The organism is Sediminitomix flava (genome assembly GCF_003149185.1).
GTDB lineage: Bacteria > Bacteroidota > Bacteroidia > Cytophagales > Flammeovirgaceae > Sediminitomix > Sediminitomix flava.
In genome coordinates this window covers 1,467,534-1,494,104 of the sequence record NZ_QGDO01000001.1, presented here as the reverse complement: position 1 = coordinate 1,494,104, position 26,571 = coordinate 1,467,534, and the positions used below count along the sequence as shown (strand labels likewise).

Sequence of the window (26,571 nt, the reverse complement as noted above, 5' to 3'; positions counted from 1 at the left end):
AAGTCAATAATTGTATATTCTCTATCTCAAAAAGCTATGTTTTAGCCAATATTAAAGACAAAACTACGTAAAAGTCAGCTGATTTGATAATATTGCATACAGAAGATTAACGTCTTAACAATTTAACTTTTTGAAGAAAATGTAGCTAAGTTTTACCGAGTGAGATAGATCAGAAAAGACGTATTATTTGATTTTAGTCTCAAAACCATCAATACTCAAGGTGTTTTTTTCTTCCCAATAAGTCTCTATTTTTTCTTGTCCTTTCTTCTCCGCCCAAACATCCAGTGTTTCTCTGTCTTCTTTGAAGTCCATAAAAGGAACTCCGAAACCACATGAAGTTTGTACCAAGTCAACTTCCATTTCAATAATTTGACGTGAGCCTAATGCTTGAGGAAATAACCCGATGTAATCATGAAATTCTTGATCTCTATCATGATAGATTTTTGCTGTTCCATAAAGCCTTAAAATGAGTGGATTTTTCTCAAAGGAGCAAAACATGATGGTCATCCGATCATTTTTGAGCAAATGAGCAGCCGTTTCGTTTCCACTCCCCGTTTTGTTTTGCCATACAATTTTATTTTGGTCAATCACTCGGAAGGAATCGCCGCCTTTGGGAGAAACATTTACTCTACCTTCATCGGCTGCTGTACCAACAAAAAAGATATGCTGATCTTTGATGAATTCTTGAAGTTGTGGAGTGATATGGTCAATCTTCTTTCCCATGAAATGAAGTGTTTTTGGATTTTATAAAATGAGCTGTAGTTGTGAGTAAGTAACAAAAAAGTAGCAGTGCATTTGGACTACACTGCTACCTGAAAAGATTATATATCTCCTAATTGTGGACGAACCACGATATCTTCTACCACAGAATTTTGAGAAAGTGTGTAGCTCGCAAATACCAATTCAGCAATATCTTCACTCTTACTGAAACGGTCGTCTGGAAGATCGACACCATCCCAACTCGCTGTACGAGTAGCTCCAGGCATAATTGAAGTTACTTTTACATTGAATGGTTTCATTTCTTCTCTCAACGATCTCGACATCCCTAGCATGGCATGTTTTGAGATAGAGTATGAACCACCATTGGCATAAGCCATAAAACTAGCTACAGAAGCAATATTAAAAATATGTCCTTCTTTTCTGTCCATCATTTCTCTGATGAACCCTTTTGTCAGACGGTAGGCACTATAAAGGTTGGTTTCGATCATTTGTTCCAAAATACCATCCTCTTCTTCATGGATTGCACCCGGAATAAATACACCTGTGTTGTTCACTAAAACTTTTACAGGCTCACCCACTCTTTTCACAAAATCAATAAACGTAGCAGTATCTTCTTTTACACTCAGATCAGCTGTTTGTATATATACTTTTACTTTATATTTTTCTTCAATTTCTTTTTTCATGTCGCTCAATTGCGCTGCATTTCGAGCACATGAAGCGATGTTGTGACCTGCTTGTGCGAATTTTTCAATGATCGCTTTACCAATTCCTTTACTTCCCCCTGTAACAACTATCATAATTATTCGTTTTTGTTATGATTATTTACCTTCGAATTTAGACAAAAATTAGGAAGAAGAAAGCAGAAAAAGAAAACTGTTAAATTAGACAAAAATCAAATATTGAAGTTTGAATGCTATTCAGATCTTTATATTTGTAAGTTACTTTTTAAGGAGTAGAAATAGAGCTATCTAAAAGATATACTATGATTAAAAGATTGGGAAGTTTCACGCTGTTTTTGAAGCAGCTGTTTGTAAACAGAGAATCGCCCAGAGTTTACGGAAAGCTATTTTTTGAAGAATGTATTCGTATTGGCTTAGATTCTATTTTCATTGTGTCAATCGTGGCATTTTTTGTAGGAGCTGTAAGTGCTGTACAAACGGCCAATAACATGACAAGCCCGTTTGTACCAAAATATATCGTGAGTTTGATTGTTCGCGACATGCTGTTGTTGGAAATCGCACCTACATTTATTGGGGTTGTTTTTGCCGGAAAGGTAGGCTCCAACATAGCAGGAGGACTCGGAACCATGAAAATTACGGAACAGATTGATGCCCTTGAAGTAATGGGAATCAATTCCGTTTCTTATTTGGTTCTTCCAAAAGTCTTGGCTTGTGTCGCAATGTTGCCAATGCTAACCACGCTAGCCGCTTTTCTAGGGATTTACGGAGGTTATGTCGCTTCTATTTTAGGAGGATGGCTTACCCCAGAAGAATATATTTACGGATTACGATTCGAGTTCATTCCGTTCAATGTCACTTTTGCACTCATCAAAGCCTTAGTTTTTGGCTTTTTGGTATCTACAATTTCTTCTTTCTTGGGTTATAATACTGTAGGAGGAGCTTTGGAAGTTGGAAGATCAAGTACAAAAGCAGTAACAAATAGCTGTATTGCTATTTTGGTAGCGGACTTCTTATTAGCTCAACTTTTAATCTGATTCGGAGAACATGATAGAAATAACAAATATCAAAAAGGCTTTCCAAGGAAAGGAAGTACTGAAAGGAATCAGTGCAAAGTTTGAGCAAGGACAAACCAATATGATTATTGGTGCATCGGGTACAGGTAAAAGTGTATTGCTGAAAACGATTGTAGGCTTGATAGAACCCGACTCTGGAACGATAGAGTATAATGGCAGGGATTTCTACAATTCTAGTTTGAAAGAACAGAAAGCAATCAGAAGAGAAATAGGGATGCTTTTTCAAGGTTCTGCTCTTTTTGATTCAAAAACAGTTTATGAGAATGTGAAATTCCCTTTGGACATGATGTCAAAAATGTCTGAAGGAGAAAAAAAAGATAGAGTTGAATTTTGCCTTTCAAGAGTAGGGCTTGCCGCTGCTGCTGATAAAATGCCTTCTGAAATTAGTGGAGGTATGCAGAAAAGGGTTGGTATTGCTCGTGCTATTGTCATGAATTCACAATACCTTTTCTGTGATGAACCAAACTCAGGACTTGACCCTCAGACTTCGATTGTCATTGATAATCTTATTCAAGAAATTACACATGAATATAACCTGACGACCATTATCGTATCTCACGATATGAACTCTGTAATGGAAATTGGTCAGTACATTTTGTTCATGTATCAAGGTCATAAAGTTTGGGAAGGTAGTAATGAAACTATTCTTGATTCTGATGAGAAAGCATTGCATGACTTTATCTTGGCAAATAAGCTCATGCAGAAATTTAAAGCTTTACGATAAAAAATAGATTTATGCCTATCAAAGTCATTCAAGGAGATATCACTCAGATGAAAACGGATGCCATTGTAAATGCAGCCAATACATCCTTATTGGGAGGTGGAGGAGTAGATGGTGCAATCCATAGAGCTGCAGGGCCAAAGTTGCTTGAAGAGTGTAAAACCTTGAATGGCTGTGCTACTGGGCAAGCGAAATATACCCAAGGCTACCAATTAGCAGCCCGATACATCATTCATACCGTAGGGCCTATTTGGCAAGGAGGAGCAAAGGGTGAAGAAGAATTACTAGCTTCTGCTTACCTCAATTCTTTGAAAATAGCTGAATGCCTAAAATTAAACTCCATCGCATTCCCCAATATCAGTACTGGAGTTTATGGCTTTCCTAAAGAAAAAGCTGTAGAGATAGCATATAACACAGTGAATTTGTTTTTAAGAACAACTTCTACAATGGAAGTTTATTTTGTCTGTTTTGATGCTGAAAACCTTTCTCTCTATCAGAATAAGTTGATTTAGAAGATAGTACTATTTATAGCAAAAGGTGTTAAATGGTACATTGAAAACGGATTTTGTTTGTATTTTCTTGACAAACAGGGAATTATTGTTACTTTGTACTTTACTTTTGAAGTGTCTGTATTTTAAAAAGCGCAGATACCCAAAAACAACCAGCACGTATTTAAACGTCAACTCGCTATGAAGTATAGAAAAGAAAAGAAGCCAAAGGTGAATCCTGCCTTGGATGGCTTTGACATTCGTATCAACTCCTCTGGAGAAATCGAAAGTACTTACACCATCGAACAACTCAATGACTTTCTAAACCAACATGTTGTTGACAAGAAATTGAAAAATCGAAATGATTTAGACGTTAAAAAAGAATGACAATAAAAAAGTCCTTGGAAGTGTTTCCAAGGACTTTTTTATTGTTGGTTTAAGGTCGTTTATTTTAGAATCTTATACCAAACATGATTGTATTTAACTCAGGGTTTGTATCTGTATATCTGAATAATGGAGAAAGCTCATAATTGGCGAAAATTTTGAATCCAGCTTTCGGAATACCAATTTCAGTACTTAAACCATAACGGAAATCTTGGATATTGAATGGATCATGGTCTTTCTCTTTTTCCGTGTCACCGTCTCTAGTGAATTTGTGTTTTTGCCAGCTATCGATTCTATAGTTTGCATAACCTCCAATACCGAATTGGAATGAACCTTTATCTCTACCAATCTGAAGCATGATCGGAATGCCAATATTTGCGACAGCAAGTTTATTCTTTTTCACCGAAGACCAATCTGAAGGAACTTCTCCAAAAACTACTTCTTCACCTTCAACACTTAAGAGTACATCGTCTTCGAACATATAATTGTTCCAAGAAATTGATAAACCATATTTAATGAAGAATGGAGATTTATCTAAGTTACCAATCTGAGTTCTCCAGTTATGAGAGAAGGCTACATATCTTGAACCAAGAGGATCGAGTCTGTAAGGGACATTTCCTGGTATTTCACCATTTTCGACGTATGTATTCAAACCTAAATCCATGTTCCAATATGATCTAGTACGTCTTTTGGTCTTCTTCTGACCGTCGTTGTTACTATGTCCAAAGTTGATTGAGATACCGTCGTCACCTTTCACATTGATTGTTTCAGACTCTTCCCAATCGCTATCCCAGTCGTTGTCCCATTTATTCCAGAAATCAGATTCTTTTGAAGAGTTTGTAACTACTTTTGGTTCTGAAGAAAAATCACGTCCAACTCTAGTATCTACGGTCAATTTACCCCATGATTTATCCAATTGGTAGAAGCCGTTGTAGCGGTCAGCTGAGTCAGCTAAAGTTTCTATACCTATAAGAACTTCTATGATATCACTGTATTCTAATTTCTCTCCTGATTTTGATTGGAAACTCAAAGTTGCTCCATCAGCAAAAATTACTTTTACAGAATCTGTATTAAATTCTTGAGCCGAAACCGTTAAAGAGGAAATCAAAAGAGTAATAAAAATAAAGACTCGTTGTATACTTCTTCTAAACATATCTATTTGGTTTTATATGGTATTTATTGCTAAACTTTATGGAAGATGATTGCTTAGTTTTCGATTAAATTTGAATTATTTTCAAAAAAATAATCATCTTCGTTTCATCTCATTTTGTACAAAAGATGCCTCTTTCACTTAGAGGTTGCATCAATTCGTCAAATTTGTAAATCTTTTTATATGCTTTCGCTTAAAGACACCGAAAAAGGGACAAATACAATATTGCTTGTTCATGGATTTTGTGAAACAGCAGATATTTGGGATGATATAATACCTTATTTGTCCGATGAATTCAGGGTTATAGCTATTGATCTCCCTGGGTTTGGCCGTAGTCCGATGTTAGAAAAAACGACAATATCAGGAATGGCTAATTCTATAAAAAATACTATAGATCAATTAGATATTTCAAAGATACACATTATCGGACATTCTCTAGGAGGCTATGTGAGTCTTTCTTTTGCTCAACAATATCCCGAAAAAGTTGCAGGGCTAACACTTTTTCATTCTACCGTTTTTGAAGATGGTGATGAGAAGAAAAATACGAGAACTAAAGCTGTCCAATTTTTAGCAGATGAAGGAGTAGAAAAGTTTACCACTTCTATGTTTAGAGGTTTGTTTAGTACAAAAACAAAGAAAGAAAAGGAGTATTTGATCAATCAGACCATTAAGAATAGTTCAGAAACAGCGCTTGAAGCTGCACAGCAAACGATGCTTGCAATGAGAGATAGAGATGATTCGACTGAATGGTTAAAACAAACAGATATACCAATTCAATTCTTGATAGGAAATGAAGATCAAGCTGTTTCTTTAGATGACTCTTTAAAGCAGTGTCATTTGGCCAAAAACAATACGGTACATTTTTATCAGGATGTAGGGCATATGGGAATGCTTGAAGCACCTCAGAAAACTGCTGAAGATTTACTTTCTTTTGCTCAAAAGATTTATAAATGATACAAAAAAAATCCCATTCAGATGCTGAATGGGATTTTCACCTTATTACTTACCTATTATTGTATTAGTAGACAAACTAATACACCGCACAATATTCACATTTACTAATCTTGTTCACAGATGCCTATTATAAGTTACATCTGAGATGTTTTAGCTTTTTTGATTTCTGCATTGCAAATATGGCGGGATTTTCTCGTTATTATTTACAAATTTCGGACAGCTCGTTATGGAAATCGGACAAATCGGATTGTTTATGTGCACATTAGCAGTTAGTTACATTTTAAGGTGTCCTAAATGCTTGTAAAGCTTAATCAATATTAAGTTGCTCGTATTGTTTTGGTGTGATTTTGTGATACTTCTTGAACATAGAGGAGAAATGTCCAAGGCTAGAGAAACCAAGCATAAATGCGATTTCTGTGAGGTTGTATTTCTTCTTTCGAATGAGACGCAAGGCTTCTTCCATTCTGTATGATTGAAAATATAATGAAGGAGAAGTTCCAAAAGTTTGATTGAAGATACGTTGTAGTTTACGAGGACTCATATTTACTTCTTCTGCAAGGTGACTGATACTAGGAGCTCCATCCATTATTGAATTCTCTAGTTTTGCTTTCACTTTAAATAAGGAATGCAAGTCCGTAGAATTTATAGGCTTGATATCATTATCGTCTTTGATCCGATCATTGAAATATTTAGCAATCAGAATGAAAATTTGAACGGATAGACTTTTTTGCATGAGCCTAAAAAGCATTCGATTGTCATCTAGATAATCCAAGAATTCTTTGATTAGATTCTCTATCGGAGATTTTATCTGTTCAAAAAGTAGTGCATAGGGGTGTTCATCAATGAATTTTAACCAAGTACGAGTTGCGTCATTTTGAACTCCTTTTCTCAACTTATCAATAGAATAATAATAGGTAAACCAAGTACATTCTCCTTTCGGAATATTTATGAAATGATCTAAGCCCGAGTAGGTGAGTAAAACGCCCGATCGGTAAAATGTACCTTTGGTAGATACCACTTGATCTGAATCAGATGGGAGCAAAACTACAACTTTGAGACTATCCTCTGCATCTTGTTCTGTTCGTTTTAGACTGATAGCACGTTTGAAGTTAACAGAAAAGAAAGTGACCTCAAGTCCTTTATCTAAAGTGTGATGTACGATTTTTCCTTTTCCAAAGGAATTGTCAAACTCCAGTATGCCATTGGAGACTTTCCCCTGAAAGATCTCCTCAAATATTTGTTCATTTTTTACAAGCGGACCTTCGGGTAATTCAATAACGAGGGATTTCTCTATACTCATGGTATTAGGTTAACAAAAAAGGGTGTAAAAAAGTAAAATTAGGTTTTGATTGGGGCTAAAAAAAAACTGCTCCAATTTCTTGAAGCAGTTCTTAAACTCTTAGAGTGAGAAAGGATAAACTAAACTGTAGTATCCATTGACCATTGCTCTAGGTAGTCTCCAACCTTGCGAACAAACATTCCTCCTAAAGCACCATCTACAACTCTGTGATCATAAGAGTGAGAAAGGATACACATATGACGGATTCCGATGAAGTCTCCTTGAGGAGTTTCTACTACAGCAGGTTTTTTATCGATAGAACCAAATGCCATGATACCTACTTGCGGTTGCATGATGATTGGTGTTCCTGCAATGTTACCAAATGATCCGATGTTAGACATAGTGTAAGTACCGCCTTGAAGATCATCTGCCGTAAGTTTATTCTCACGAGCTCTTTTTACAAGGTCATTTACTTTCAATGTCAAGCCAGAAAGACTATAATGATCTGCATTGTGAATAACTGGTACGATCAAGTTACCGCTAGGCAATGCTACAGCCATACCAATGTTTACATCTTTCTTCTTAATGATTTTATCTCCTTCAACAGAAACGTTCATCATTGGGAAGTCTTTCAATGCTTTTGCGATGGCGTGAATCAACAATGGCGTAAATGTAAGGTTACTGCCTTCGCGTTGTTTGAATACATTTTTCCACTGATTTCTCCAGTTTACCAAATTGGTCATATCTGCTTCAACGAATGATGTAACGTGCGGTGAAGTATGTTTAGATTCAACCATACGCTCTGCAATCATCTTACGCATACGATCCATCTGAATGATTTCATGCTCTCCACTTACAGATGAAACTGGAGTAACAGGAGCAGATGGTTTTGGTGCTTGAGCAGGAGCTGCTTTTGGAGCTTCAGCAACAGGTGTAGAAACTGCTGCAGGAGCAGCCGAACGGTTTTCTAAGTATGCTAAAATATCATCTTTTGTCAGACGTCCTTCTTTTCCTGTACCCGGAATTCTAGACAGTTCATCTACAGCAATATTTTCAGTTTTAGCTATATTTTTTACTAATGGAGAATAAAAACCATTATTCTGACCTTCAGCTAGTGGGGTAGTATTAGTGGCTTCAGGGCTTACAGGAGTAGCTTCTGCTACAACTTTTTCTTCTTTGGGAGCTTCTGAAGTTGTCGTTGTTGGAGCAGCAGTTTCTCCAGCGCCTTCTACTTCAATAATTGCGATTGGACTACCAACAGCTACTACATCTCCTTCTTTAACTAAGATCTCTTTTAAGACACCATCTTCTAAGGCAGGTACTTCAGTATCAACTTTGTCTGTTGCTACTTCAAGTACTGGCTCGTCTTGCTCAATTGTGTCGCCGATTTCTTTTAACCATGAGAGAATTGTACCTTCCATAATACTTTCTCCCATTTTTGGCATTACCATCTCAACAAGTCCCATATGATAATATTTTATATTTTAGTCCTTTAACTGGATAATCTATTGTGTTATAATAAGATGTGGCATGAAAAATTGGTTGCCCATTATAGCGAATGTAAAAAAGAAGTAACCGCAAATCCAATTAATTACATGCACTTTTTTACACTTCATGACGATAATAACTATCTTTAAGTATCCAAATTCTATTGATCAAAATCTTTTTACTACATTAATTTATTGCGAATATTTAAGAACTCTAATTTTAAATTTTGTGAAACGTAATTTATTCAAACATATATTTTTCGATCTTGACCATACACTTTGGGACTTCGAAAAGAGCTCGGAAGAGACTTTAATCGAACTCTACAAAGATTTTCAACTTGAAAAACGAATGAATGCTCCTGTTGAACTTTTCGTAGAAACTTTCCGAAAAGTTAATTTTTCGCTTTGGGCACAGCTCGATAATAGAGAAATCACGAAAAAGTATGTGAGAGAGCAGCGTTTCCCTTTGGTATTTGAAAAATTAGGTGCAAACCCAGCAGACTCACCAATTGGTATGGGAGAGGAGTATTTAAGAAGATGTCCTAAAAAGGCAAATTTGATAGAAGGGACCATTGAAGTTTTAGAATACTTGAAGGATGATTACCAGCTTCATATTTTGACGAATGGTTTTCAAGATGTACAACACATTAAAATGAGTCATAGTAATATTGATTCATATTTTGAAAGTGTAGTAACGGCTGAATGTTCTGGTTTCTCAAAACCCAACAAAAGTATGTTTGATTATGCCTTGAACTTAGCCAATGCCAAGGCTGAAGAGTCAATTATGATTGGGGATAACTTGAATGCAGATATTAAAGGAGCGATAGGAGCGGGTATTCAGGCTATTTTTTTTAATCCCGATGAAAAAGATCATGAAGAAGAGTTGTTGGCAGATATCAAGAATTTGAATCAATTGATCGATTTGCTTTAAAATGCAAAATCCCATTCTGTAGCGATCAGAATGGGATTTCGTATTTATGCTAAAGATCTGGTCTTCTAGACTACTTCTTTGTACTGAATTTCATAAAGGCGAGCATAGAAACCGCCTTTGGCAAGTAATTCATCATGAGAACCAACTTCTTTGATTTCTCCTTTATCTAAAACGATAATTTTGTCAGCTTCTTTGATAGTTGCTAAACGGTGAGCAATCGCAATAGAAGTACGCCCTTCCATCATAGAATGCACTGCTCTTTGGATCAACTCTTCTGTTTCACTATCTACTGATGAGGTAGCTTCGTCCAAAATCAAGATTTTAGGATCGTAGACCATCGCACGCACAAATGAAATCAACTGACGTTGTCCTACAGAAAGTGTAGAACCTCTTTCCATCACATTATAATTCAATGTTCCTGGTAATTTCTCGATGAAATCTTTTGCTCCAACCAATTCGGCAGCTTTCATGATTTGTTCATCAGTGATGTCCGTATTGCCAAGCGTGATGTTATTTCTGATGGTATCTGAGAATAAGAATACATCTTGCAATACAATTCCGATGTGTTGTCTGAGGTAACTCAAATCATACTCATGAATCTCTTTTCCGTCCAAGAAGATTTGTCCTTTCTGAATTTCATAAAAACGATTCAGTAGATTGATGATTGAAGATTTACCAGCACCCGTAGCTCCTACAAAGGCAATTTTATCTCCAGGATGCATTTCAAAGTTGATGTCTTTTAGTACATAATTCTCATCATTGTATGCAAAGAATACTTCATCAAATTTGATATGTCCTTCTATTTTTTCTGGTTTTTGCTTTCCTTCACTTTGAACAGCGTCTTTGATATCAAGTAAGTCAAAAATACGTTCTGTACTTACTACACCCATCTGAAGCGTGTTGAAACGGTCAGCAATCATTCGGATTGGGCGGAAGAACTGACCAATATACATGATAAAGGCAACCATTGTACCCACTTGAATATCTGCGCTCAGCACTTCTCTGGCTCCATACCAAACCAAAAGTCCTGTACTACTAGCCGAAATGACTTCTGCTACAGGATAGTAAACCGAGTAGTACATTACAGAACGAAGGTTTGCTTTTTTGTGCTCTTCGTTGATTTGTTCAAACTTCTCTTGCTCTCTTTTTTCACTGTTGAAAATCTGAACGATGTTCATTCCTGTAATATGCTCTTGAACGAAGGTATTTAAGTTCGCTACGGCAGTACGCACATCGTGGAAGGAAGACTTGATTTTCTCTTTGAAAATGTATGTCGAATACAAAAGAATTGGAAGTACAGAAAGACAAACCAAAGTAAGTTTCCAATCTGTATAGAACATCAGAAGTAAAATGAAGAATAACTGAAGTAAGTCTCCAATAAGTGCCGCGACACCATTTGAGAAAACTTCTGAAAGCGTCTCGATATCAGAAACTGTTCTTGTAACCAAACGTCCGATTGGAGTCTGATCGTAAAAAGACAGTTTGAGTTTCAGAATATGCTCATAAAGTTTTACTCTGATATCACGAATGACGTGTTGCCCTAGCCAACCTGAGATATAGGTATGGGAAAATTGTACCAATGCTTGGAACAAGGTAAGTCCAATCAAGAGGATAAGCATGAAGTTCAAGCCTTCAAAATCTCCTGGTACAATGTATTGGTCAATCGTTTTTTCAACTAAAAAAGGGCGGACTGGAGCTAATACTCCCAACCCGACAGTTAAAAGGACTAAGCCTACAAAATGTACTTTGTATGGCTTGGCAAAAGTGAAAAGGCGCTTTAATATGTGGCGATCTAACTTCTTCTTCTGTTTCTTGTGCTGTTCTGACATGAACTTTTAGCTTCCGTGTTTACTTTTTGGAGGCAATGATACCCTCCTTTCAGAACAACAAATTTGCTCAATGGTTTGACAATAGGCAATAGAAGACCTCAAAAGTTCATAAAAGCCTGATGATTTGACGTTAAAAAAATAAAATTACGTAAAATTTACACTTTTTATATAATTCGGATTCTTTCAATATTACCCAAATTATTTTCTTCAAAAATACAGGGTTGTATGGGTATTATTTGTAGATATTCATTAGGTTAATTATGTCATAATTTTAAGATGCGTACGGAAGGAAATATGGGAGGAGGATTTTTCATGAAATAATCTATTTTTGCATCTTAAACATTAAAAATAACACAATGCTGAGCGCGGTTGTAACTCGGCTAATTACTCACATATAATTTGATACATAATGGAATCAGTATTTGATAAGGTTTCTGCCATGGGGCATGAGCAAGTTGTTTACTGTCATGATAAAGAAACAGGGTTAAAGGCGATTATTGGTATTCATAATACTGTGCTTGGACCTTCTCTTGGAGGAACTCGTATGTGGATGTATGAGAATGAACAACAAGCGCTTAATGATGCTCTCCGTCTTTCGAGAGGAATGACTTTCAAAAACTCGATTGCAGGACTTAACCTTGGTGGAGGAAAAGCAGTAATTATCGGAGATGCTAAAAAGCATAAGACTGAAGCTTTAATGCGTGCTTTTGGCCGTTTTGTGAAAAACTTGAACGGTAAATATATCACAGCAGAAGATGTTGGAATGACTTCTTCTGATATGGAGCATATTTTTGCAGAAACAAAGCATGTTTCTGGTCTTCCAGAGGCTAGAGGTGGTTTGGGTGATCCATCACCATTTACAGCGTATACTACTTATATGGGTATGAAAGCTGCTGCTAAAAAAGCATACGGTTCAGATTCATTGGAAGGAAAAGCTGTATCTGTACAAGGAGCAGGTAACGTAGGGAAATATTTGATCGAATTCTTGGAAAAAGAAGGATGTAAGATCTATGTGACTGATTACTATGAAGACCGTTTGAAGCAAATTGCAAATGACTACAAAGTAGAAGCAGTAGGTTTAGATGAAATTTATGACCTAAATGTAGATATTTATTCTCCATGTGCCTTGGGAGCAACAGTAAATAATGATACACTTAAGCGTTTGAATTGTGATATCATTGCTGGATGTTCAAACAACCAATTGGCAGATGAGAAGGTACACGGAGACCTTTGTTTGGAGAAAGGAATACTTTATGCGCCAGATTTCTTGATCAACTGTGGTGGAGTAATCAACGTTTATGCGGAGGTTATTGGTACGACTAAAGATTGGAGCCAATACAAGTGTGAAAAAGTATATGATCAGACATTGAAGGTATTTGAAGCTTCTGCTGCAGAGAACAAAAATACACAAGAGGTAGCTATCGAGATCGCGATGAAGCGTATCGAAGATATCGCAAAAGTTAAAGTGACTTACTAATCAATTTCATATTGATTTGATATAAAAACCGCCTTGTTTTCTTTGTGAAACAAGGCGGTTATTTTTTATTCTTCTCCATAGACCGTATCCAAGAATTCTTTCAGACCTTCTGTGCTTTTTTCAAACATAGCTTCTTTTGTTTTCTGACGGTCTATAGGGCTTTTATCTTGTGAGAGTTTGAATTTACCTTCCCATTTTTCAATAGAAATTTCAAAACCCAAGATGTAAGGCAAGTACTTTTCCATTCGAGGATCATTGTAATCGAGTTCAAATGGTTGATCTGATTTCTCTAAAAATTCAGTCATTTCTACCATCAGTGTTTTTACATCTTCAGCAGCTGTGATCTCTCTTGTTGTGCCTTCCACATGAACTTTTACATAATTCCAAGTCGGTAATTGTGAGGTTGTCATGTAAGTAGGAGAGATGTATTCACTAGGTCCATGAAAAATCACCTTTATTTTTTTATCCTTGAAAAATGCAGCATGCGGATTATTTCGGTCTAGATGTCCTACTAATTTCCCATTCCCCTGATCATCTGTTTTGTACATCAATGGTAGATGTGTGATGTAACTTTCACCTTCTTCTACAGAAATAAGTGTGGCAAATGGAAATTGACGAATACAAGCAATGATGTTTGAAAAGTCAGTTTCTTGATAGTGTTTTGGAGGATACATTGCGCTATAAAAGTAAAATAGGGTTGCCGTGAAGCAACCCTATGATTATATATTTTAAAGCTTAAAATTAAGCATTAATTTCAATAGTATATGAGGCGTCGAAAGCTTCTTTAGGGGCAACTTCAATTACACCTTCCTTTTTAGAGAAATCTTCTTGTCCTTCTACTGTATCTGCAATACCCAACCAAGGCTCAATACAGACAAATGGCGCATCTTTAGAAGCAGACCATAAACCTAAGAATGGAAAGCCTTTGAAGTGCATGTTTACATAAGGCGTTTTGCCAACTTCAGCAATACCCACTGAGCTAGAAGGGAAGTTCTTAAATACTAATGCATCTTTTTCAAAAAGATCGTCAGTGATCTGAAGCTCCTTTTTCTTAGTAATAACACGTTCTTTTTCCCCGTTCTGATTGCCGTTCGTAATTCTGTAGGTATCTGCCGTAATCGCTTTTTCAAATACAAATTGGTAATCCGAACGTTTTTTTCCGTCTTCCAAAGGACAATTGAAGGCAGGGTGTGCACCAATAGAGAAGTATAGTTTTTCAGTATCAGGATTCTTCACATGATATGCTACTTCCAACTGATTCTCCTTGAGGGTGTAAATGATATGTATAGTAAATGCAAAAGGAAAAACTTCTAGTGTATCTTCATCGTGCCTCAATCCAAATTTGATACTTGTAGCTGTTTTTTCGAGCATTTTGAAAACTCTATCTCTTGCAAATCCATGTTGGTTCATTGCATATTCGGTTCCTTTGTAAGTCATTTTGTTGTCTTTCAACTTCCCTACAATCGGAAATAAAATAGGAGCATGTCTAGCCCAATGAGCAGCTTGTGCATCCCAAATATACTCTTTACCGTTTTTATCTCTCAAGCTACAAAGCTCTGCTCCACGAGCATTAAATGAAGCTGTCAAAAATTCATTCTGAATGTACATATCCTTTTCTAATATTTTTTTTATCGAAAAAGTGGTGTATCTGATAGAAGTACGAATCTAAGGCTTGAATTCGTTCCAAAAAATGAGAAAAGATTTTTTTAAGAATTATTCAAGTAATTCTTCAGAATTTTAGAGAGAAATACCTTTAAATGCAAACTTTAAGAAGCTACAGAGGTAGAAACTTTAGGTTTTTCCAAGAAATCTTTGACTTCCTTGTTGAAGAGTAAAGGCTGATCATGTGGGGTTCCGTGTCCAGAATCAGGGATGACAACAAGTTTTGCATTGGGTAATTTTGTGGTGTAAGCTTCTTTGTAAGCTACCGAATAAATATCCCGATCTCCTGTCACAATCAAGATTGGTAAATGCATATGCCTAAGCTGTTCATCGGAGAGTTTCCAACGCACAATAGCTCTGATTGAGTTTTTGTAGGCATGTGTATCGTTATTGATTAATCTTCTGTATACACGCTGTTTGAGCGCAACATGCTCTGGTTTAGGAAACATTCTTACGGCAACCAATCTAGAAGCATATCTTAAACCAAAAAGGCGTAAAATTGAAAGTCTGAGCCAAAGGCTATATTGTTCTCTAAAAGTGGATGGTTTGAAAGATGGAGTACTGTTCACAACCACCATAGATTTTACGAGGTCGGGACGTAGTGCAGCTATTTGGAAAGAAATCATTCCTCCCAAAGACAGGCCTACTAGGTTTACTTTTTCAAGGTTAAGTTGTTCAATAAGGCTTATAATATCTTGTGCGAAAAGACGCATGCTGTAAGGCGTCTTGGGTTTGCTAGAGTTTCCATGCCCTCTCAAATCTGGAATAATCAAGCGATAATGATGACGAAAATCTGATACTTGATAGTCCCAATCACCCGAACAAGAGCCTAAGCCATGAATTAGAAGCAGGGGTTCTCCACTTCCATATTCTTCATAATATAGGTCGATGTCGTTGATATATCGTTTTGGCATATAGCGTTCTGAGTTACAGGCAGTGTTTTCGCCGATCGCATATGGAGTCAGACAGAAAACTTTTCCTCAGTTAAACTGCCTTTTAGTGATAGTTATTTATGGTTAAGTATACGCAATGATTAACATGTAAAAAACTGAGGATGAATGTATAGATGATTAATTTACGCTTGCGTTACTATTATTTAATACTTCAGAGCGCTATTTTGTTTCCATTCACTAAGAAAGTTCAAAAAATCCTATCTTAATGAAAAAAGATCTATCACTAATCGCTTATTATGGCTATCAGTGATAGATCTTTATATGAATAATTCAATTTTTTAGAATTCGGTAGATTAGTCCTAAAAAGTCTGCAATTAGTACATACTTCTGACTACTTCTTTTTTACTCATTGTAATAAAAATTACACCAAAGCCATCTTCTACAGCTACAGCTTCAGAAAAGATATAATTCTTATTTCGTAAATCACTTTGTATTGTACCTTTTTCTAATAGTTCGGTTAAATTTTGGTTTTGATAAGCTTTCCAAAGTTCATTTCCTACTACTCCTAGACCTGTATCTAAATTTTCACCTTCACAGACAAGATGAATACTTTCTATTAGGTTATTCCATTTTTCGGGAGTTGAAAAGGTGGTAGTATTGCAGTTTAGGGTATCTTTTTTTACTTCTCTAATGATTTCGACACCTCTTTCATAGGCTATTTGCTGAATCTCTGCAGGTTTATATCTTCTGATTTTTCGATCTTTTATCTCTCGATTTACTGCAGGAGCATCAATTTCTTCAGCTGTTTTCATTTTACAAGAGGCGAAACTCAAAATAAGTAAGCTAGTTGCTATGTATAGTTTAATATTCAGATTCGTCATAGATGTTTACTATTGTGCGTTCAAAAAGTATATCTTTTTAATTAAGTTGCTAACATAAAATTTTTTCACAAGTTATTAACGAAGTAACAAGGAAATAGTCATTGGAAAAATAGATAAAAATGAATCTTTTTTATAGAGAGTCGGGAGAAGGAGAACCACTAATCGTACTTCATGGTTTGTTTGGTTCTTCTGATAACTGGATGCCGCAAACAAAAATATTGAGTGAAAAATACCGTGTTTTTTTAGTCGATCAACGAAATCATGGACAGTCGCCACATGCCGATGAATGGAATTATGAAGTGATGGTTGAAGATTTGAAGGCATTTATTGAAGAGTATGATATCAAGAATCCTAATATTCTTGGTCATTCAATGGGAGGAAAGGTCGCAATGCTATTTGCTGTAAAATACCCTGAGCTTATCAATAAACTGATTGTTGTAGATATTTCACCGAGATATTATCCTGTACACCATCACAGTATTTTGGCAGGACTCCACAGTCTAGATTTGAGTGAGATAAAGAGTAGAGGACAGGCTGATAAGGCTTTAGCACAATATGTGAGTGAGCTTGGTGTTCGTCAGTTTCTCTTGAAAAACCTTTCTCGTACCTCAGATGGTTTTGAGTGGAAAATTAACCTAGATGTGATTTCTAATAATATTGAGGAAGTGGGGAAAGCATTACCAGAAGGAAGTTCGTGTGAGACACCTACATTATTTATAGGAGGAACACTATCTGATTATATTTTGGAGAAAGATCAGGAAGAAATTCCTACAATTTTTAGTGATGTAAGAATCGAGATGGTAGAAGGAGCTAACCATTGGGTACAAGCTGTTAAACCTCAAGAGTTAATTACACTTGTAACCGAATTTATTGGTTAATAAAATATGAAAAGCAGTTACTAACTTAGAAGGAAAGTAGCTGCTTTTTTACTTAGTCAGCTAGTAAAATATCTTTTATTTTTAGTTGAAAATGTGGTCGGTCTACAAGTTTTTTCCAATCCCCACCCCAAGTAAGACCTAAAGATTTTCCTACTTCGCCTATTCTATCCCAATGTCTGTTATTCCACTTCGGTTTCCCATTTTCAAATACAACCACATCTACAGCCCAACCATAATTATGAAATGAGAGTCCTGGAATTGCATTTGTCACAATCCCTCCTTTTGTTGTTCGCCCTTGAGCATACAATCTTGCTTGTTCTTTTAAATTCCGATGCCCACGAATCACTTTTATGTAAATTCCTTCTTTTTGAAGTTGAAGTCTCATTTGTTCCACTTTCTGATAAAGTAGTGGATGAACACCGTACTTGTTTTCTTGATAAGGATCAGATTTAATTAAAATCGGGGTGATTGTAGCAATACTTTCTAAAAGAAATTTTTTGCTTTGCTTCGGGTAAATTGCGAATAAAATTCCGCTGGTTAATACCAAAAATAGGAATATCGAAAAAAGTCCTTTGAATAATTTTTTCATAAATACAGCTCAAAAAGTTTATCCCAAATTTAGCATTTCAATCTCAAAAATTTATGGCTTTCTGTCTGTAAATTCTAAGTACTGAAAAAGGACTCTTTTTTTAGCTTGTAAAAAAATATTTTCAAAAAAAAGTATAGATGAGATAGGGGTATTCTCATCTGAAGGAAACTTGGTAGTGTAAGTAACTAAAAACATAAAACCAAGATGAAAATTCAACACTACTTTCCATTAGTGATGCTCTTCTGTATTGCCTTTTTTCAAGGGGCGATAACCCACGCCCAGACAGTCAGAGGAGTAATTAAAGATGCTGATACCAAGGAAGCTTTGGTTGGTGCAAGTGTCCAAATCATGACCTCTGATCATTCGGTTATTGGAGCAGTGACCAATATGGATGGTGAATTTAGTATAACCAATGCGCCATTAGGAAGGCAGTCATTACAAATCTCTTTTGTAGGCTATGAACCCAAATTGATACACAATATCATTATTAGCAGAGCGAAAGAAGCCGTTATCAGCGAGTTTTTAAAAGAGTCTTCTGAAATGCTAGAAAGTGTAGATGTTGTGGCACAAACAGATAAAGCTATTTCTCAGAATGAGTTTGCAGTAGTTTCAGCAAGGACATTTAGTGTAGAAGAAACAGAACGTATGCCCGGTGGTCTTTCTGATCCTTCTCGAATGCTCACAACATTTGCGGGAGTGACCATGGGAAGCCCCGAAGGGAATAATGATATTGTAGTGAGAGGAAATTCGCCGCGAGGTTTACAGTGGCGATTGGAAGGAATGCCAATTCCTAATCCGAATCACTTTGCCAATGAAGGAGGTACAGGTGGAGGAATTTCGGCACTGAATAGCGCTATGCTTGCCAATTCAGATTTTTATATGGGAGCTTTTCCTGCTGAATATGGCAATGCTACTTCAGGTATTTTCAATATTCAATTGAAAGAAGGAAATAACCAACAGACACAATTTGGTTTTGAGTTGGGGGCACTCGGAACAGACCTTACGGCTGAAGGGCCATTTACCGACTCAGGGAATAATTCATTCATAGTGAATTATAGATACTCTAGTTTAGGCCTTTTACATGCCGCAGGTTTGAGAATTGTTGGAGATAACATTCCGAATTATCAAGATGGAAGTTTTAAGCTGAAGTTTGACCTTGGCAAAAAGGGAGAGATCATAGCCTATGGTTTGGGAGGTTATAATAGCATCGATCAGAAAGAATCAACAGCGGATGGATTGGTCTATGAAGATATTGATTTTACTACCTCATTCGGTATTGTGGGGCTTCAGCATAATCTTTCGATCAGCCCTAAAACGAAACTAGAAACAACATTTCAAGCGACCTCTAAAAAGAGTGATCTTATTCAGTATATGTTAGATTCTCCTACAGCTTCCGAAATGCATTTGGAAGGGGAGTATGCTTCAAGCAGACCTGAGTATCGGATGAAGTGGGATTTGACACATAAATTGAATAACAAGCATAAGTTCAAAGTAGGAGCGCTTTGGCAGAATCTCAATTATGATATTAAAGTATCTATTTTCGAAAAAGATTTTAATCAAACAATTACTTATCTGGACGATAAAGGAAGTAGTAATATTCTAGAAACTTACGGAATGTGGAAATATGCAGTCAATAACAGACTATCCCTCAATTCGGGAGTTCACCTTACGCATTTCAGACAGACAGAAGAAACTGTTGTAGAACCTCGTTTTTCTCTGCAATACAGTCTTGGAGCAAAAGACATTATATCTATTGGTTATGGTCTGCATAGCAATGCAGAAGATTTATCCGTTTACCTCACGCAAGTAGTTGATGAAAACGGCAATACCTATCAACCGAATTTAGATTTAAGAATGGCAAAGTCGGAACATTATGTCATCGGTTATCAACATTTCTTTTCTGACCAACTCAATTTTAAGGCTGAAGCCTATTACCAAAGACATTATGACGTACCTGTAATCAATGATGAAAACAGGAATGAATCGAGTATGAATATCACTTCTGGCGATGAACTTTGGGGGACAGAATTGCTCAACGAAGGAACGGGTAGAAATGTGGGAGTAGAGCTGACTTTAGAAAAATACTTTATGAATGGCTATTATTATTTGCTAAGCGGTACTGTGTACGATGCTAAATATACAGCCTTGGATGGCGTAGAAAGAAATAGTCATTTCAACGGGAATTATGCTGGAAATCTTGTTGGTGGAAAAGAATGGCAATGGGAAACAAAAAAAGGAAAGAGTAAGACTTTTGGTGTAGGGGGTAAGTTTGCTCTGATGGGCGGTTACTATTACACCCCAATCGACGAAGAAGCTTCTTTAAGAGAAGAACAAACTGTTTTTGTAGAAGATGAAATTTATTCTCTGAAAGGTGATGACATCATGCGAATAGATTTACAACTGAATTTGATTACCAACAAGAAAAAAAGTACACACACTTGGTCGCTAGATATTCAGAATGTAACCAATGTACAAACTTCTACACATCGATATTACAACCGATTTGAAGGTCAATTCAAAGAAATTGCTCAGATGGGTTTTCTCCCAAATTTGAGTTATAGAGTAGAGTTTTAAGTCAGAAAGAATAATTCTTTAGTTAAATATATTTTCAACCCTTTCTCCTAGCTCCTTTCCTTGAAGAATTTCTTGGGAAGGAGTTTTTTCATATAAAAAGCACGTTTTAGCACTTTAAAAAGTTAATAATGATTGTCAAATAGCGATGACCGTATGTATTTGAGCGAATTCCTTAGGCTACAATGGTGTTATTTGCTGAAAGCATGTAACTTTTTCTGTATATTCGGGGCATCAAATCCTATAGGACAGTTTCTGAGTAAAAATGGGAGTAGAAAAACAAATCAGAATTATACTAGTAGATGATCATACCGTAGTTCGTGACGGTATTAAACTATTGCTAAGCCAACACCAAGAGCTTAAGGTGATTGGAGAGGCTGCCAATGGTGAAGAAGCACTAGAACTATACAATCAAACAACACCTGACCTTGTAGTGATGGATATTCGTATGCCTGTAATGAACGGATTGGAGGCTACAAGGCAATTAGTCATGCACGATCCTAGTGCCAAAGTCCTTATTTTATCTATGCACAACGATGATGACTATATTCTTCATGCGGTGCGAAATGGGGCTTCGGGCTATATTCTTAAAGATGCCAATAAAGATGAATTGATTCGAGCTATTCGTTCGGTTGCTGACGGGAAGAAGTTTTATAGCGGAGATATTTCAGGAATCTTGATTAAAGAGCTGACTTCGCCAAACATCGCACAGATGCCAGTAGCAGAAGAGGAAAATAGTATTGAAGCTTTAGCTGCTGAACTGACAAAACGCGAAAAAGAAATATTGAAGCATGTAGCTGAGGGGAAAAGTAGTAAGGATATTGCTGTTGAGCTGAATAAGAGTGCGCGAACTATTGAAACACACCGTTTCAATATTATGAAAAAAATGAAGGTGAATAGTACCGTAGAACTCCTTCGAAAACTGAAAGGAAAGACTTTCTAAGAACTGAAAGAGTTTATATTTAAAAAGACTTCAGATTCAATCTTTTTTAGAACGAATCTGAAGTCTTTTTTTATTGGGAAATGGCATAGAAATTTACTTCACTCTTTCACCTTTTTTCCAGACCATAGCAGGCTTCATTTTTCCTTGTTGGTACAAGATATTTCTGAAATCGTCTGTGGCATAAGCTTGGAAATCGGCAAGTTTACCATTTTCTAGGGTACCTCTGTCTTCCAAGTTTAAGGCTTTTGCAGCTCTGAAAGTCAAACCTGCAAAGACTTCAGCAGTACTTAGTTTTTGGAAAGTACTCAAAATAGCAGCTTGTGTGAGCAAGTCACCCATTGGGGCAGAACCAGGATTCCAATCACTCGCAATAGCGACTGCAGCACCTTTGTCTAAAAGTTTACGAGCAGGAGTAAATGGCTCTCCCAAACCAACCGATGCACCAGGGAGTGCGACTGCTACAGTATCAGAATTTGCCAAAAGTTCAATTTCTTCATCGCTTGTAGCTTCCAGATGCTCGGCACCTAAAGCCCCAACTTCAACCGCTACTTTAGAACCTCCTGTAGTAAACTGATCGGCATGAACAGTAATATCGAAGCCCATTGCTTTGGCTTTTTCCAAATATGGCTTTGACTTTTCGGTACTGAAAGCCGAATCTTCAATAAAGATATCCACACGATTAGTTAAACCTTCTGCCTTGGCTACAGGCAATATTTTTTCCAAGATCATGTTGAGGTAGGCTTCCTCATCGCCTTCAAAATCTTTTGGCTTAATGTGAGCCGAAAGGCAAGTAGAAACTAAATCAGCTTTACTTTCGTCGTTTGCTTTTTTGATGGCACGAAGCATTTTTAACTCATCTTCTTCGGAAAGAGCATAGCCACTTTTTACTTCTATGGTCGTGATTCCTTCCAACAAATGACGCTTAGCTCTAGCTTTGGTGTAAGCGGCTAAAATGGCTTCACTTGCTTTACGAGTTTGCGTAACGCTGTCCCAAATTCCGCCACCTGCTTTCGCTATATCCAAATACGATTTACCCGCAATGCGCATCGCATAATCTTGAGCCCTGTTCCCAGCCCAACAAATGTGCGTATGGCAATCTACAAAACCAGGTAAAAGTACGTGCGGTCCCTCAATACTTTCAATTTTCGCCTCAGGGTGTTCTCTGAGCATGCCATTGAATGGACCAATTTCAATGATTTTATCATCTTCTACCACAATGGCAGCATTATAGTCTATCTGTAGTTGTTCGTCTTGCAAGGCTCCCTTTTGCGGAAGTCCTTTGAGAGAAATAATCTCTGTAAATGGACCAATTACCGTTTTCATTGTGCACAGTTTATGTTTAGCTTTTTGATTCTATGGTTTCAATAGCACGAAGGTAAGAAGTTCTGCTTTGAGTTGGTAATTTGGGTTTTGCTTGTGGGTAGAAACAAAAAAGGGAATGAAAAAATCATTCCCTGTGTAGTTATTTTTCTAATCAGTTTTTGAAAAGGTTAGATCTATAGCTTACTGATATAGCCCAAGTGTCTTCAAAAGGATGGTTTCTTGGGGTAGGATATAGTTTTGAGTAGTCAATACTAAATCCTTTAAAACCTAAGCCAAATCCTGTTGTAAGATATTTAGTGTCACCAATTTCTTCATGTTGATGATGATATCCAAGGCGGAGAGCTATAAAGCCTTGATCTAAATACTCTAGACGAGTTTCAGCCCCTATTTTATGAATAACGTCTTTGAGTTCTGTACTAAAATTAGTATCCCTTAAAGATTCAGATATACTTTCAATTGCATTAAGGTCAAGAGTAGGGTCAAGAGGTACTAAACTTTTATCTACTTGATAAGCAAGTGCAAGATTTAGCTCAAGTGATTTTCCTATTTTTTTTCTAGGTTCAGCTAGAACTCCTAAGCTTAGGTATGTTGGAAGATTATTCTCAATGCCAAATCTATAATCTACCTTTGAGCCTATATTATTTAGAGTCGCTCCAAAATTTATAGGAGTATTCCATTCTTCTATCCATTTGAGGTTTTTACGGTAGGACAATCCTAAATCAAATGCAAAAGCAGTTGTAATAGTATGCTCTTCATTTTCTGATCCTGATAGCGAAGTATTATTGGGTATTTTACTTCTAATATATTTGATACTTGTATTTAATGATAACCCATTTTGTGTATGATAGGTGTAATTGGCTTTATGGAATATTTCCTTAGGTTCTAAAAATTTTATAGGGTTACCTGTGTCATCTGTAAACAGAATATTTCCTAAGTCAAAATGTCTGTAGGTGTAACTAACACTATGTTTATTCTTCCACGAATAATACATGCCAAAATCACCGATGTACATATCATTTACAATTCTAGATAACCAGGGGCGGTATGATGCATTTATGCCAAAAGCACCTTTTCCCTTTTCTAGGAGAGCACCATTTTGAAAGAGTCCTGCATCTCCATAAAAATCAGATGATACAGTACTAACTTCTCCAAAGGCTGAAATTCTAGCATTACTATTAAGCGTTAGGAATGGAACAGCTGTATTTGGAACTCTATTTTCAATGTTTTGAGCTGTAGCTACAGTCAATTGAAGGGATATTAATAAAAAAATAAATGAGAAAACTCTCATGTCTAAAAGTGTTTAAAAGTTTAAAAATAAATATTAAAAAATCGTTCGAATGTAATAGTAGAAGTGAATTTAAACAAGTTTAATTTGCTTCTTTTTTTGTATGAAAAATGAGAATTTTTAGGCCTGAATATTTAAGTTATTCATAGTTAGATGGTTAATTAGCTATGTCATTTTTTATATAAAAAGACCCCAAACGCATAGCATTTGGGGTCTCGGTTTGTATGTAGTCTTATCTGAGGTATTACTTACGAGAAGTAAAGACCACCATTGATGTCGATATTTGTTCCTGTTACAAAAGATGATTCGTCACTTGCCAAGTAAGCCACCAAATCAGCTACTTCATTTGAAGCACCCTCTCTTCTTAGTGGAGTACCACCTGCAACTTTAGTACGAACTTCATCTTTTGTGAAAGTATCATGGAACGTAGTGTTGATCATACCTGGGCATAAGGCATTCACACGAATCTGTTCAGGTCCGAATTCTTTTGCTAAGGCTCTAGTATAAGTCATTACGCCACCTTTTGCTGTTGCGTATGCTGCTGCACCTGGTCCTCCACCGTCACGACCAGCTTGCGATGCGAAATTGACAACAGATCCGCCTTGTGGCATATATGGTTTAACTGCTTTTGTTACTAGGAATACCGATTTTAAGTTTACATCCATCAAGAAATCCCAGAAATCCTCATCCATCTCACCGATTGTCTTTCTAGCTACAAGACCACCAGCTACGTTTACCAAAACATGGATTTCTTCTCCAAATGCATTTACAGCTTCAGAAACAAGTGTTTTGATCTCAGCATTTTTAGTCATATCACCTTGTACAGCGATCGCTTCTCCACCTCTTTCCTTGATGATCTCTAATGTCTTATCTGCATCTTCTTTATTGTCGAAGTAGTTAACAACTACTTTAGCACCGCTTTCAGCCAATTTTACTGAAATTGCTCTACCAATATCTCTTGCACCACCTGTAACTACGGCTACTTTACCTTGTAAATTCATCTTTTTAAAATTTTTGTTGTATCTGAAAAATGTGTTTTATCTATAAAAAGCTTAATCTATTTCCGCTTCGAGAGCAGTCTCTTTTTCTGAAGTTTGTTTTTCTTTCTGAGCATTAAGATCGCCACTCAAGAAAACGGAGAATAGACCTAGTGGAACGAGAACCGCTCCGAGTATAAAGAATGGAACGTAGGAGTCTTTTGTAATGACAGGTACGATCCAAGTTGTGATGAGTACACCAATAACGGCAGCACTACCACTCAATCCTGCTAATGATCCTACAGACTTACCCGAAAGGAAATCACTTGGTAAAGTCTGAATGTTACTGATCGCAAATTGGAACCCGAATAGAATTAGGGCGATCAATAGTACAGCAGAAAGCGGAGTAGATGCATATGCTGTAGCAAGTAGTGACGGTAACATGATCGCTCCTCCAATTACAATCGGAAGTTTACGAGCAAAGTTGATGTCGCGTCCTGCTCTTAATAATTTTCCTGCAAGTAGTCCTCCACTCACACTACCTACGGCAGCTCCTACGTAAGGAACCCAAGCAAACATTCCGATTTCTTTTACATTGAAACCAAATTGATCTGCGAGATATATTGGTAACCAAGAGACAAACAACCACCAGATTGGGTCTAGGAAGAATCTTGAGAGGATGACAGACCATGACTTTCTCATCTTGAAGAGTTCAAGCCAAGTCATGCCCTTATCATCTTCTGCTAATTTTTCGTTTTCAATTTGTCCGCTTAGTATGTATTCTTTTTCTTTTTGCGTAATCCAAGGGTGTTTCTTTGGTGCTGCTTTGTAGAATATCAACCAAGGAATCATCCATAAAGCACCCAATACACTGACGAATAAGAAGGTATTTCTCCATCCGAAAACACCAAAAAGAATCGCAATCAAAGGAGCTGAAATAACTGCACCAGCAGAAGCTCCTGCATTGAATAGACCTTGAGCTGTCGCTCTTTCTTTCTGAGGGAACCATTCCGCATTTGCTTTGGTTGCTCCAGGCCAGTTTCCAGCTTCACCAAATGCTAAAGTTCCTCTTAGGATACTCAAACCTGTAATTCCTTTTACAACGGAGTGAAATCCGATAGAAATTGACCAAATCAGAATAGAAGTCACAAAACCCATTCTTGTTCCAATTTTGTCGAATAGTTTCCCAAAAACAGATTGCCCTAAAGCATAGAATATCATAAATGCTGTAATCAATAGGGCATAATCGTCTTTGGTCATGCCTAAGTCTTTGGAGACAGTAGGCCACATGATCGCTAGGGCGTTACGATCGATATAGTTGATGATTGTGGCAAAACTGACTAAACCAGTAATCCACCATCTTAATCCTTTAATTTTCATTTTCTTCTCATTTAGC

25 protein-coding genes are annotated in these 26,571 nt (G+C 36.7%); 10 read left to right on the top strand and 15 right to left on the bottom strand.

Annotated elements, in window-relative coordinates; all coding sequences use genetic code 11:
• Window positions 1-183: 183 nt before the first annotated feature.
• Together BC781_RS05685 and BC781_RS05680 are read right to left on the bottom strand one after the other, a co-directional pair.
• A complete protein-coding gene (locus tag BC781_RS05685; protein WP_109616253.1) occupies window positions 184-723 on the bottom strand; it encodes a pyridoxamine 5'-phosphate oxidase family protein in 540 nt (179 codons plus the stop codon).
• A gap of 98 nt (window positions 724-821) precedes the next feature.
• Window positions 822-1,517: an SDR family oxidoreductase gene (locus BC781_RS05680; protein ID WP_109616252.1), complete on the bottom strand. Its 696-nt coding sequence runs from the start codon at window positions 1,515-1,517 to the stop codon at window positions 822-824.
• Window positions 1,518-1,705: 188 nt separating this feature from the next.
• On the opposite strand from BC781_RS05680, the gene BC781_RS05675 reads away from it, so the two are divergent.
• The 4 genes from BC781_RS05675 (at window position 1,706) to BC781_RS05660 (ending at window position 4,069) form a co-directional block, all read left to right on the top strand.
• On the top strand, window positions 1,706-2,434 hold the full coding sequence (locus BC781_RS05675) for an MlaE family ABC transporter permease (protein WP_109616598.1): 729 nt from the start codon (window positions 1,706-1,708) through the stop codon (window positions 2,432-2,434).
• A gap of 10 nt (window positions 2,435-2,444) precedes the next feature.
• Entirely contained in the window at window positions 2,445-3,197 is a 753-nt protein-coding gene (locus BC781_RS05670; RefSeq protein ID WP_109616251.1) for an ABC transporter ATP-binding protein, read from the top strand.
• An 11-nt stretch (window positions 3,198-3,208) separates the two neighbouring features.
• Window positions 3,209-3,706, top strand: coding sequence for an O-acetyl-ADP-ribose deacetylase (locus tag BC781_RS05665; RefSeq protein ID WP_109616250.1), 498 nt, complete (start codon window positions 3,209-3,211; stop codon window positions 3,704-3,706).
• 177 nt (window positions 3,707-3,883) lie between these two features.
• On the top strand, window positions 3,884-4,069 hold the full coding sequence (locus BC781_RS05660) for a hypothetical protein (protein WP_109616249.1): 186 nt from the start codon (window positions 3,884-3,886) through the stop codon (window positions 4,067-4,069).
• A 64-nt stretch (window positions 4,070-4,133) separates the two neighbouring features.
• Here the strand turns inward: BC781_RS05660 and BC781_RS05655 are convergent, their stop codons facing one another.
• Window positions 4,134-5,219: an outer membrane beta-barrel protein gene (locus tag BC781_RS05655; RefSeq protein ID WP_109616248.1), complete on the bottom strand. Its 1,086-nt coding sequence runs from the start codon at window positions 5,217-5,219 to the stop codon at window positions 4,134-4,136.
• Between the two features lie 180 nt (window positions 5,220-5,399).
• Here BC781_RS05655 and BC781_RS05650 point away from each other — a divergent pair, with 180 nt between their 5' ends.
• On the top strand, window positions 5,400-6,170 hold the full coding sequence (locus BC781_RS05650; protein ID WP_109616247.1) for an alpha/beta fold hydrolase: 771 nt from the start codon (window positions 5,400-5,402) through the stop codon (window positions 6,168-6,170).
• 307 nt (window positions 6,171-6,477) lie between these two features.
• Here BC781_RS05650 and BC781_RS05645 read toward each other — a convergent pair whose 3' ends face one another.
• The gene (locus BC781_RS05645; protein WP_109616246.1) at window positions 6,478-7,470 is read right to left on the bottom strand and encodes a helix-turn-helix domain-containing protein; all 993 of its coding nucleotides are present in this window, start codon (window positions 7,468-7,470) and stop codon (window positions 6,478-6,480) included.
• 119 nt (window positions 7,471-7,589) lie between these two features.
• Window positions 7,590-8,915, bottom strand: coding sequence for a dihydrolipoamide acetyltransferase family protein (locus BC781_RS05640; protein ID WP_109616245.1), 1,326 nt, complete (start codon window positions 8,913-8,915; stop codon window positions 7,590-7,592).
• A 250-nt stretch (window positions 8,916-9,165) separates the two neighbouring features.
• Here BC781_RS05640 and BC781_RS05635 point away from each other — a divergent pair, with 250 nt between their 5' ends.
• The gene (locus BC781_RS05635; protein WP_158281404.1) at window positions 9,166-9,867 is read left to right on the top strand and encodes a YjjG family noncanonical pyrimidine nucleotidase; all 702 of its coding nucleotides are present in this window, start codon (window positions 9,166-9,168) and stop codon (window positions 9,865-9,867) included.
• Between the two features lie 65 nt (window positions 9,868-9,932).
• Here the strand turns inward: BC781_RS05635 and BC781_RS05630 are convergent, their stop codons facing one another.
• Complete coding sequence (locus tag BC781_RS05630; RefSeq protein ID WP_109616243.1) at window positions 9,933-11,696, bottom strand: ABC transporter ATP-binding protein; 1,764 nt, start codon at window positions 11,694-11,696, stop codon at window positions 9,933-9,935.
• Between the two features lie 409 nt (window positions 11,697-12,105).
• Between BC781_RS05630 and BC781_RS05625 the strand changes: the two genes are divergently transcribed.
• Window positions 12,106-13,173, top strand: a complete 1,068-nt coding sequence (locus BC781_RS05625; RefSeq protein WP_109616242.1) for a Glu/Leu/Phe/Val dehydrogenase dimerization domain-containing protein — start codon at window positions 12,106-12,108, stop codon at window positions 13,171-13,173.
• Window positions 13,174-13,238: 65 nt separating this feature from the next.
• On the opposite strand, the gene BC781_RS05620 is transcribed toward BC781_RS05625, so the two are convergent.
• The 4 genes from BC781_RS05620 to BC781_RS05605 form a co-directional block, all read right to left on the bottom strand.
• Window positions 13,239-13,847: an FMN-binding negative transcriptional regulator gene (locus tag BC781_RS05620; protein WP_109616241.1), complete on the bottom strand. Its 609-nt coding sequence runs from the start codon at window positions 13,845-13,847 to the stop codon at window positions 13,239-13,241.
• Between the two features lie 67 nt (window positions 13,848-13,914).
• Window positions 13,915-14,781, bottom strand: coding sequence for an aldose 1-epimerase family protein (locus BC781_RS05615; protein ID WP_109616240.1), 867 nt, complete (start codon window positions 14,779-14,781; stop codon window positions 13,915-13,917).
• 158 nt (window positions 14,782-14,939) lie between these two features.
• On the bottom strand, window positions 14,940-15,749 hold the full coding sequence (locus tag BC781_RS05610) for an alpha/beta fold hydrolase (protein ID WP_109616239.1): 810 nt from the start codon (window positions 15,747-15,749) through the stop codon (window positions 14,940-14,942).
• Window positions 15,750-16,102: 353 nt separating this feature from the next.
• Window positions 16,103-16,540, bottom strand: a complete 438-nt coding sequence (locus BC781_RS05605) for a hypothetical protein (protein WP_146201628.1) — start codon at window positions 16,538-16,540, stop codon at window positions 16,103-16,105.
• A 188-nt stretch (window positions 16,541-16,728) separates the two neighbouring features.
• Here BC781_RS05605 and BC781_RS05600 point away from each other — a divergent pair, with 188 nt between their 5' ends.
• Complete coding sequence (locus BC781_RS05600) at window positions 16,729-17,487, top strand: alpha/beta fold hydrolase (RefSeq protein ID WP_109616237.1); 759 nt, start codon at window positions 16,729-16,731, stop codon at window positions 17,485-17,487.
• A gap of 52 nt (window positions 17,488-17,539) precedes the next feature.
• Here the strand turns inward: BC781_RS05600 and BC781_RS05595 are convergent, their stop codons facing one another.
• On the bottom strand, window positions 17,540-18,076 hold the full coding sequence (locus BC781_RS05595; RefSeq protein WP_109616236.1) for a M15 family metallopeptidase: 537 nt from the start codon (window positions 18,074-18,076) through the stop codon (window positions 17,540-17,542).
• 204 nt (window positions 18,077-18,280) lie between these two features.
• On the opposite strand from BC781_RS05595, the gene BC781_RS05590 reads away from it, so the two are divergent.
• Window positions 18,281-20,650, top strand: coding sequence for a TonB-dependent receptor (locus BC781_RS05590; protein WP_109616235.1), 2,370 nt, complete (start codon window positions 18,281-18,283; stop codon window positions 20,648-20,650).
• A gap of 262 nt (window positions 20,651-20,912) precedes the next feature.
• A complete protein-coding gene (locus tag BC781_RS05585; RefSeq protein ID WP_109616234.1) occupies window positions 20,913-21,590 on the top strand; it encodes a response regulator transcription factor in 678 nt (225 codons plus the stop codon).
• A gap of 93 nt (window positions 21,591-21,683) precedes the next feature.
• Here the strand turns inward: BC781_RS05585 and hutI are convergent, their stop codons facing one another.
• The 4 genes from hutI to BC781_RS05565 all read right to left on the bottom strand — a co-directional run bounded on the left by hutI (window position 21,684) and on the right by BC781_RS05565 (window position 26,555).
• Window positions 21,684-22,913 (bottom strand): imidazolonepropionase, encoded by a 1,230-nt coding sequence (gene hutI / locus BC781_RS05580; protein WP_109616233.1) that lies wholly within the window; start codon window positions 22,911-22,913, stop codon window positions 21,684-21,686.
• Window positions 22,914-23,064: 151 nt separating this feature from the next.
• Window positions 23,065-24,201 (bottom strand): PorV/PorQ family protein, encoded by a 1,137-nt coding sequence (locus BC781_RS05575; RefSeq protein ID WP_109616232.1) that lies wholly within the window; start codon window positions 24,199-24,201, stop codon window positions 23,065-23,067.
• A 245-nt stretch (window positions 24,202-24,446) separates the two neighbouring features.
• Window positions 24,447-25,199 (bottom strand): SDR family NAD(P)-dependent oxidoreductase, encoded by a 753-nt coding sequence (locus BC781_RS05570; protein ID WP_109616231.1) that lies wholly within the window; start codon window positions 25,197-25,199, stop codon window positions 24,447-24,449.
• 51 nt (window positions 25,200-25,250) lie between these two features.
• Complete coding sequence (locus BC781_RS05565) at window positions 25,251-26,555, bottom strand: MFS transporter (RefSeq protein WP_109616597.1); 1,305 nt, start codon at window positions 26,553-26,555, stop codon at window positions 25,251-25,253.
• Window positions 26,556-26,571: the final 16 nt, after the last annotated feature.

What these genes read in the sequence shown, in the direction of transcription:
- BC781_RS05645 (WP_109616246.1), bottom strand. Translation starts at nt 7,470, where the DNA reads ATGAGTATAGAGAAATCCCTCGTTATTGAATTACCCGAAGGTCCGCTT.
- BC781_RS05655 (WP_109616248.1), bottom strand. Translation starts at nt 5,219, where the DNA reads ATGTTTAGAAGAAGTATACAACGAGTCTTTATTTTTATTACTCTTTTG.
- BC781_RS05680 (WP_109616252.1), bottom strand. Translation starts at nt 1,517, where the DNA reads ATGATAGTTGTTACAGGGGGAAGTAAAGGAATTGGTAAAGCGATCATT.
- BC781_RS05570 (WP_109616231.1), bottom strand. Translation starts at nt 25,199, where the DNA reads ATGAATTTACAAGGTAAAGTAGCCGTAGTTACAGGTGGTGCAAGAGAT.
- BC781_RS05630 (WP_109616243.1), bottom strand. Translation starts at nt 11,696, where the DNA reads ATGTCAGAACAGCACAAGAAACAGAAGAAGAAGTTAGATCGCCACATA.
- BC781_RS05575 (WP_109616232.1), bottom strand. Translation starts at nt 24,201, where the DNA reads ATGAGAGTTTTCTCATTTATTTTTTTATTAATATCCCTTCAATTGACT.
- BC781_RS05625 (WP_109616242.1), top strand. Translation starts at nt 12,106, where the DNA reads ATGGAATCAGTATTTGATAAGGTTTCTGCCATGGGGCATGAGCAAGTT.
- BC781_RS05650 (WP_109616247.1), top strand. Translation starts at nt 5,400, where the DNA reads ATGCTTTCGCTTAAAGACACCGAAAAAGGGACAAATACAATATTGCTT.
- BC781_RS05665 (WP_109616250.1), top strand. Translation starts at nt 3,209, where the DNA reads ATGCCTATCAAAGTCATTCAAGGAGATATCACTCAGATGAAAACGGAT.
- BC781_RS05615 (WP_109616240.1), bottom strand. Translation starts at nt 14,781, where the DNA reads ATGTACATTCAGAATGAATTTTTGACAGCTTCATTTAATGCTCGTGGA.
- BC781_RS05660 (WP_109616249.1), top strand. Translation starts at nt 3,884, where the DNA reads ATGAAGTATAGAAAAGAAAAGAAGCCAAAGGTGAATCCTGCCTTGGAT.
- BC781_RS05640 (WP_109616245.1), bottom strand. Translation starts at nt 8,915, where the DNA reads ATGGGACTTGTTGAGATGGTAATGCCAAAAATGGGAGAAAGTATTATG.
- BC781_RS05600 (WP_109616237.1), top strand. Translation starts at nt 16,729, where the DNA reads ATGAATCTTTTTTATAGAGAGTCGGGAGAAGGAGAACCACTAATCGTA.
- BC781_RS05670 (WP_109616251.1), top strand. Translation starts at nt 2,445, where the DNA reads ATGATAGAAATAACAAATATCAAAAAGGCTTTCCAAGGAAAGGAAGTA.
- BC781_RS05595 (WP_109616236.1), bottom strand. Translation starts at nt 18,076, where the DNA reads ATGAAAAAATTATTCAAAGGACTTTTTTCGATATTCCTATTTTTGGTA.
- BC781_RS05565 (WP_109616597.1), bottom strand. Translation starts at nt 26,555, where the DNA reads ATGAAAATTAAAGGATTAAGATGGTGGATTACTGGTTTAGTCAGTTTT.
- BC781_RS05585 (WP_109616234.1), top strand. Translation starts at nt 20,913, where the DNA reads ATGGGAGTAGAAAAACAAATCAGAATTATACTAGTAGATGATCATACC.
- hutI (WP_109616233.1), bottom strand. Translation starts at nt 22,913, where the DNA reads ATGAAAACGGTAATTGGTCCATTTACAGAGATTATTTCTCTCAAAGGA.
- BC781_RS05590 (WP_109616235.1), top strand. Translation starts at nt 18,281, where the DNA reads ATGAAAATTCAACACTACTTTCCATTAGTGATGCTCTTCTGTATTGCC.
- BC781_RS05605 (WP_146201628.1), bottom strand. Translation starts at nt 16,540, where the DNA reads ATGAAAACAGCTGAAGAAATTGATGCTCCTGCAGTAAATCGAGAGATA.
- BC781_RS05620 (WP_109616241.1), bottom strand. Translation starts at nt 13,847, where the DNA reads ATGTATCCTCCAAAACACTATCAAGAAACTGACTTTTCAAACATCATT.
- BC781_RS05685 (WP_109616253.1), bottom strand. Translation starts at nt 723, where the DNA reads ATGGGAAAGAAGATTGACCATATCACTCCACAACTTCAAGAATTCATC.
- BC781_RS05610 (WP_109616239.1), bottom strand. Translation starts at nt 15,749, where the DNA reads ATGCCAAAACGATATATCAACGACATCGACCTATATTATGAAGAATAT.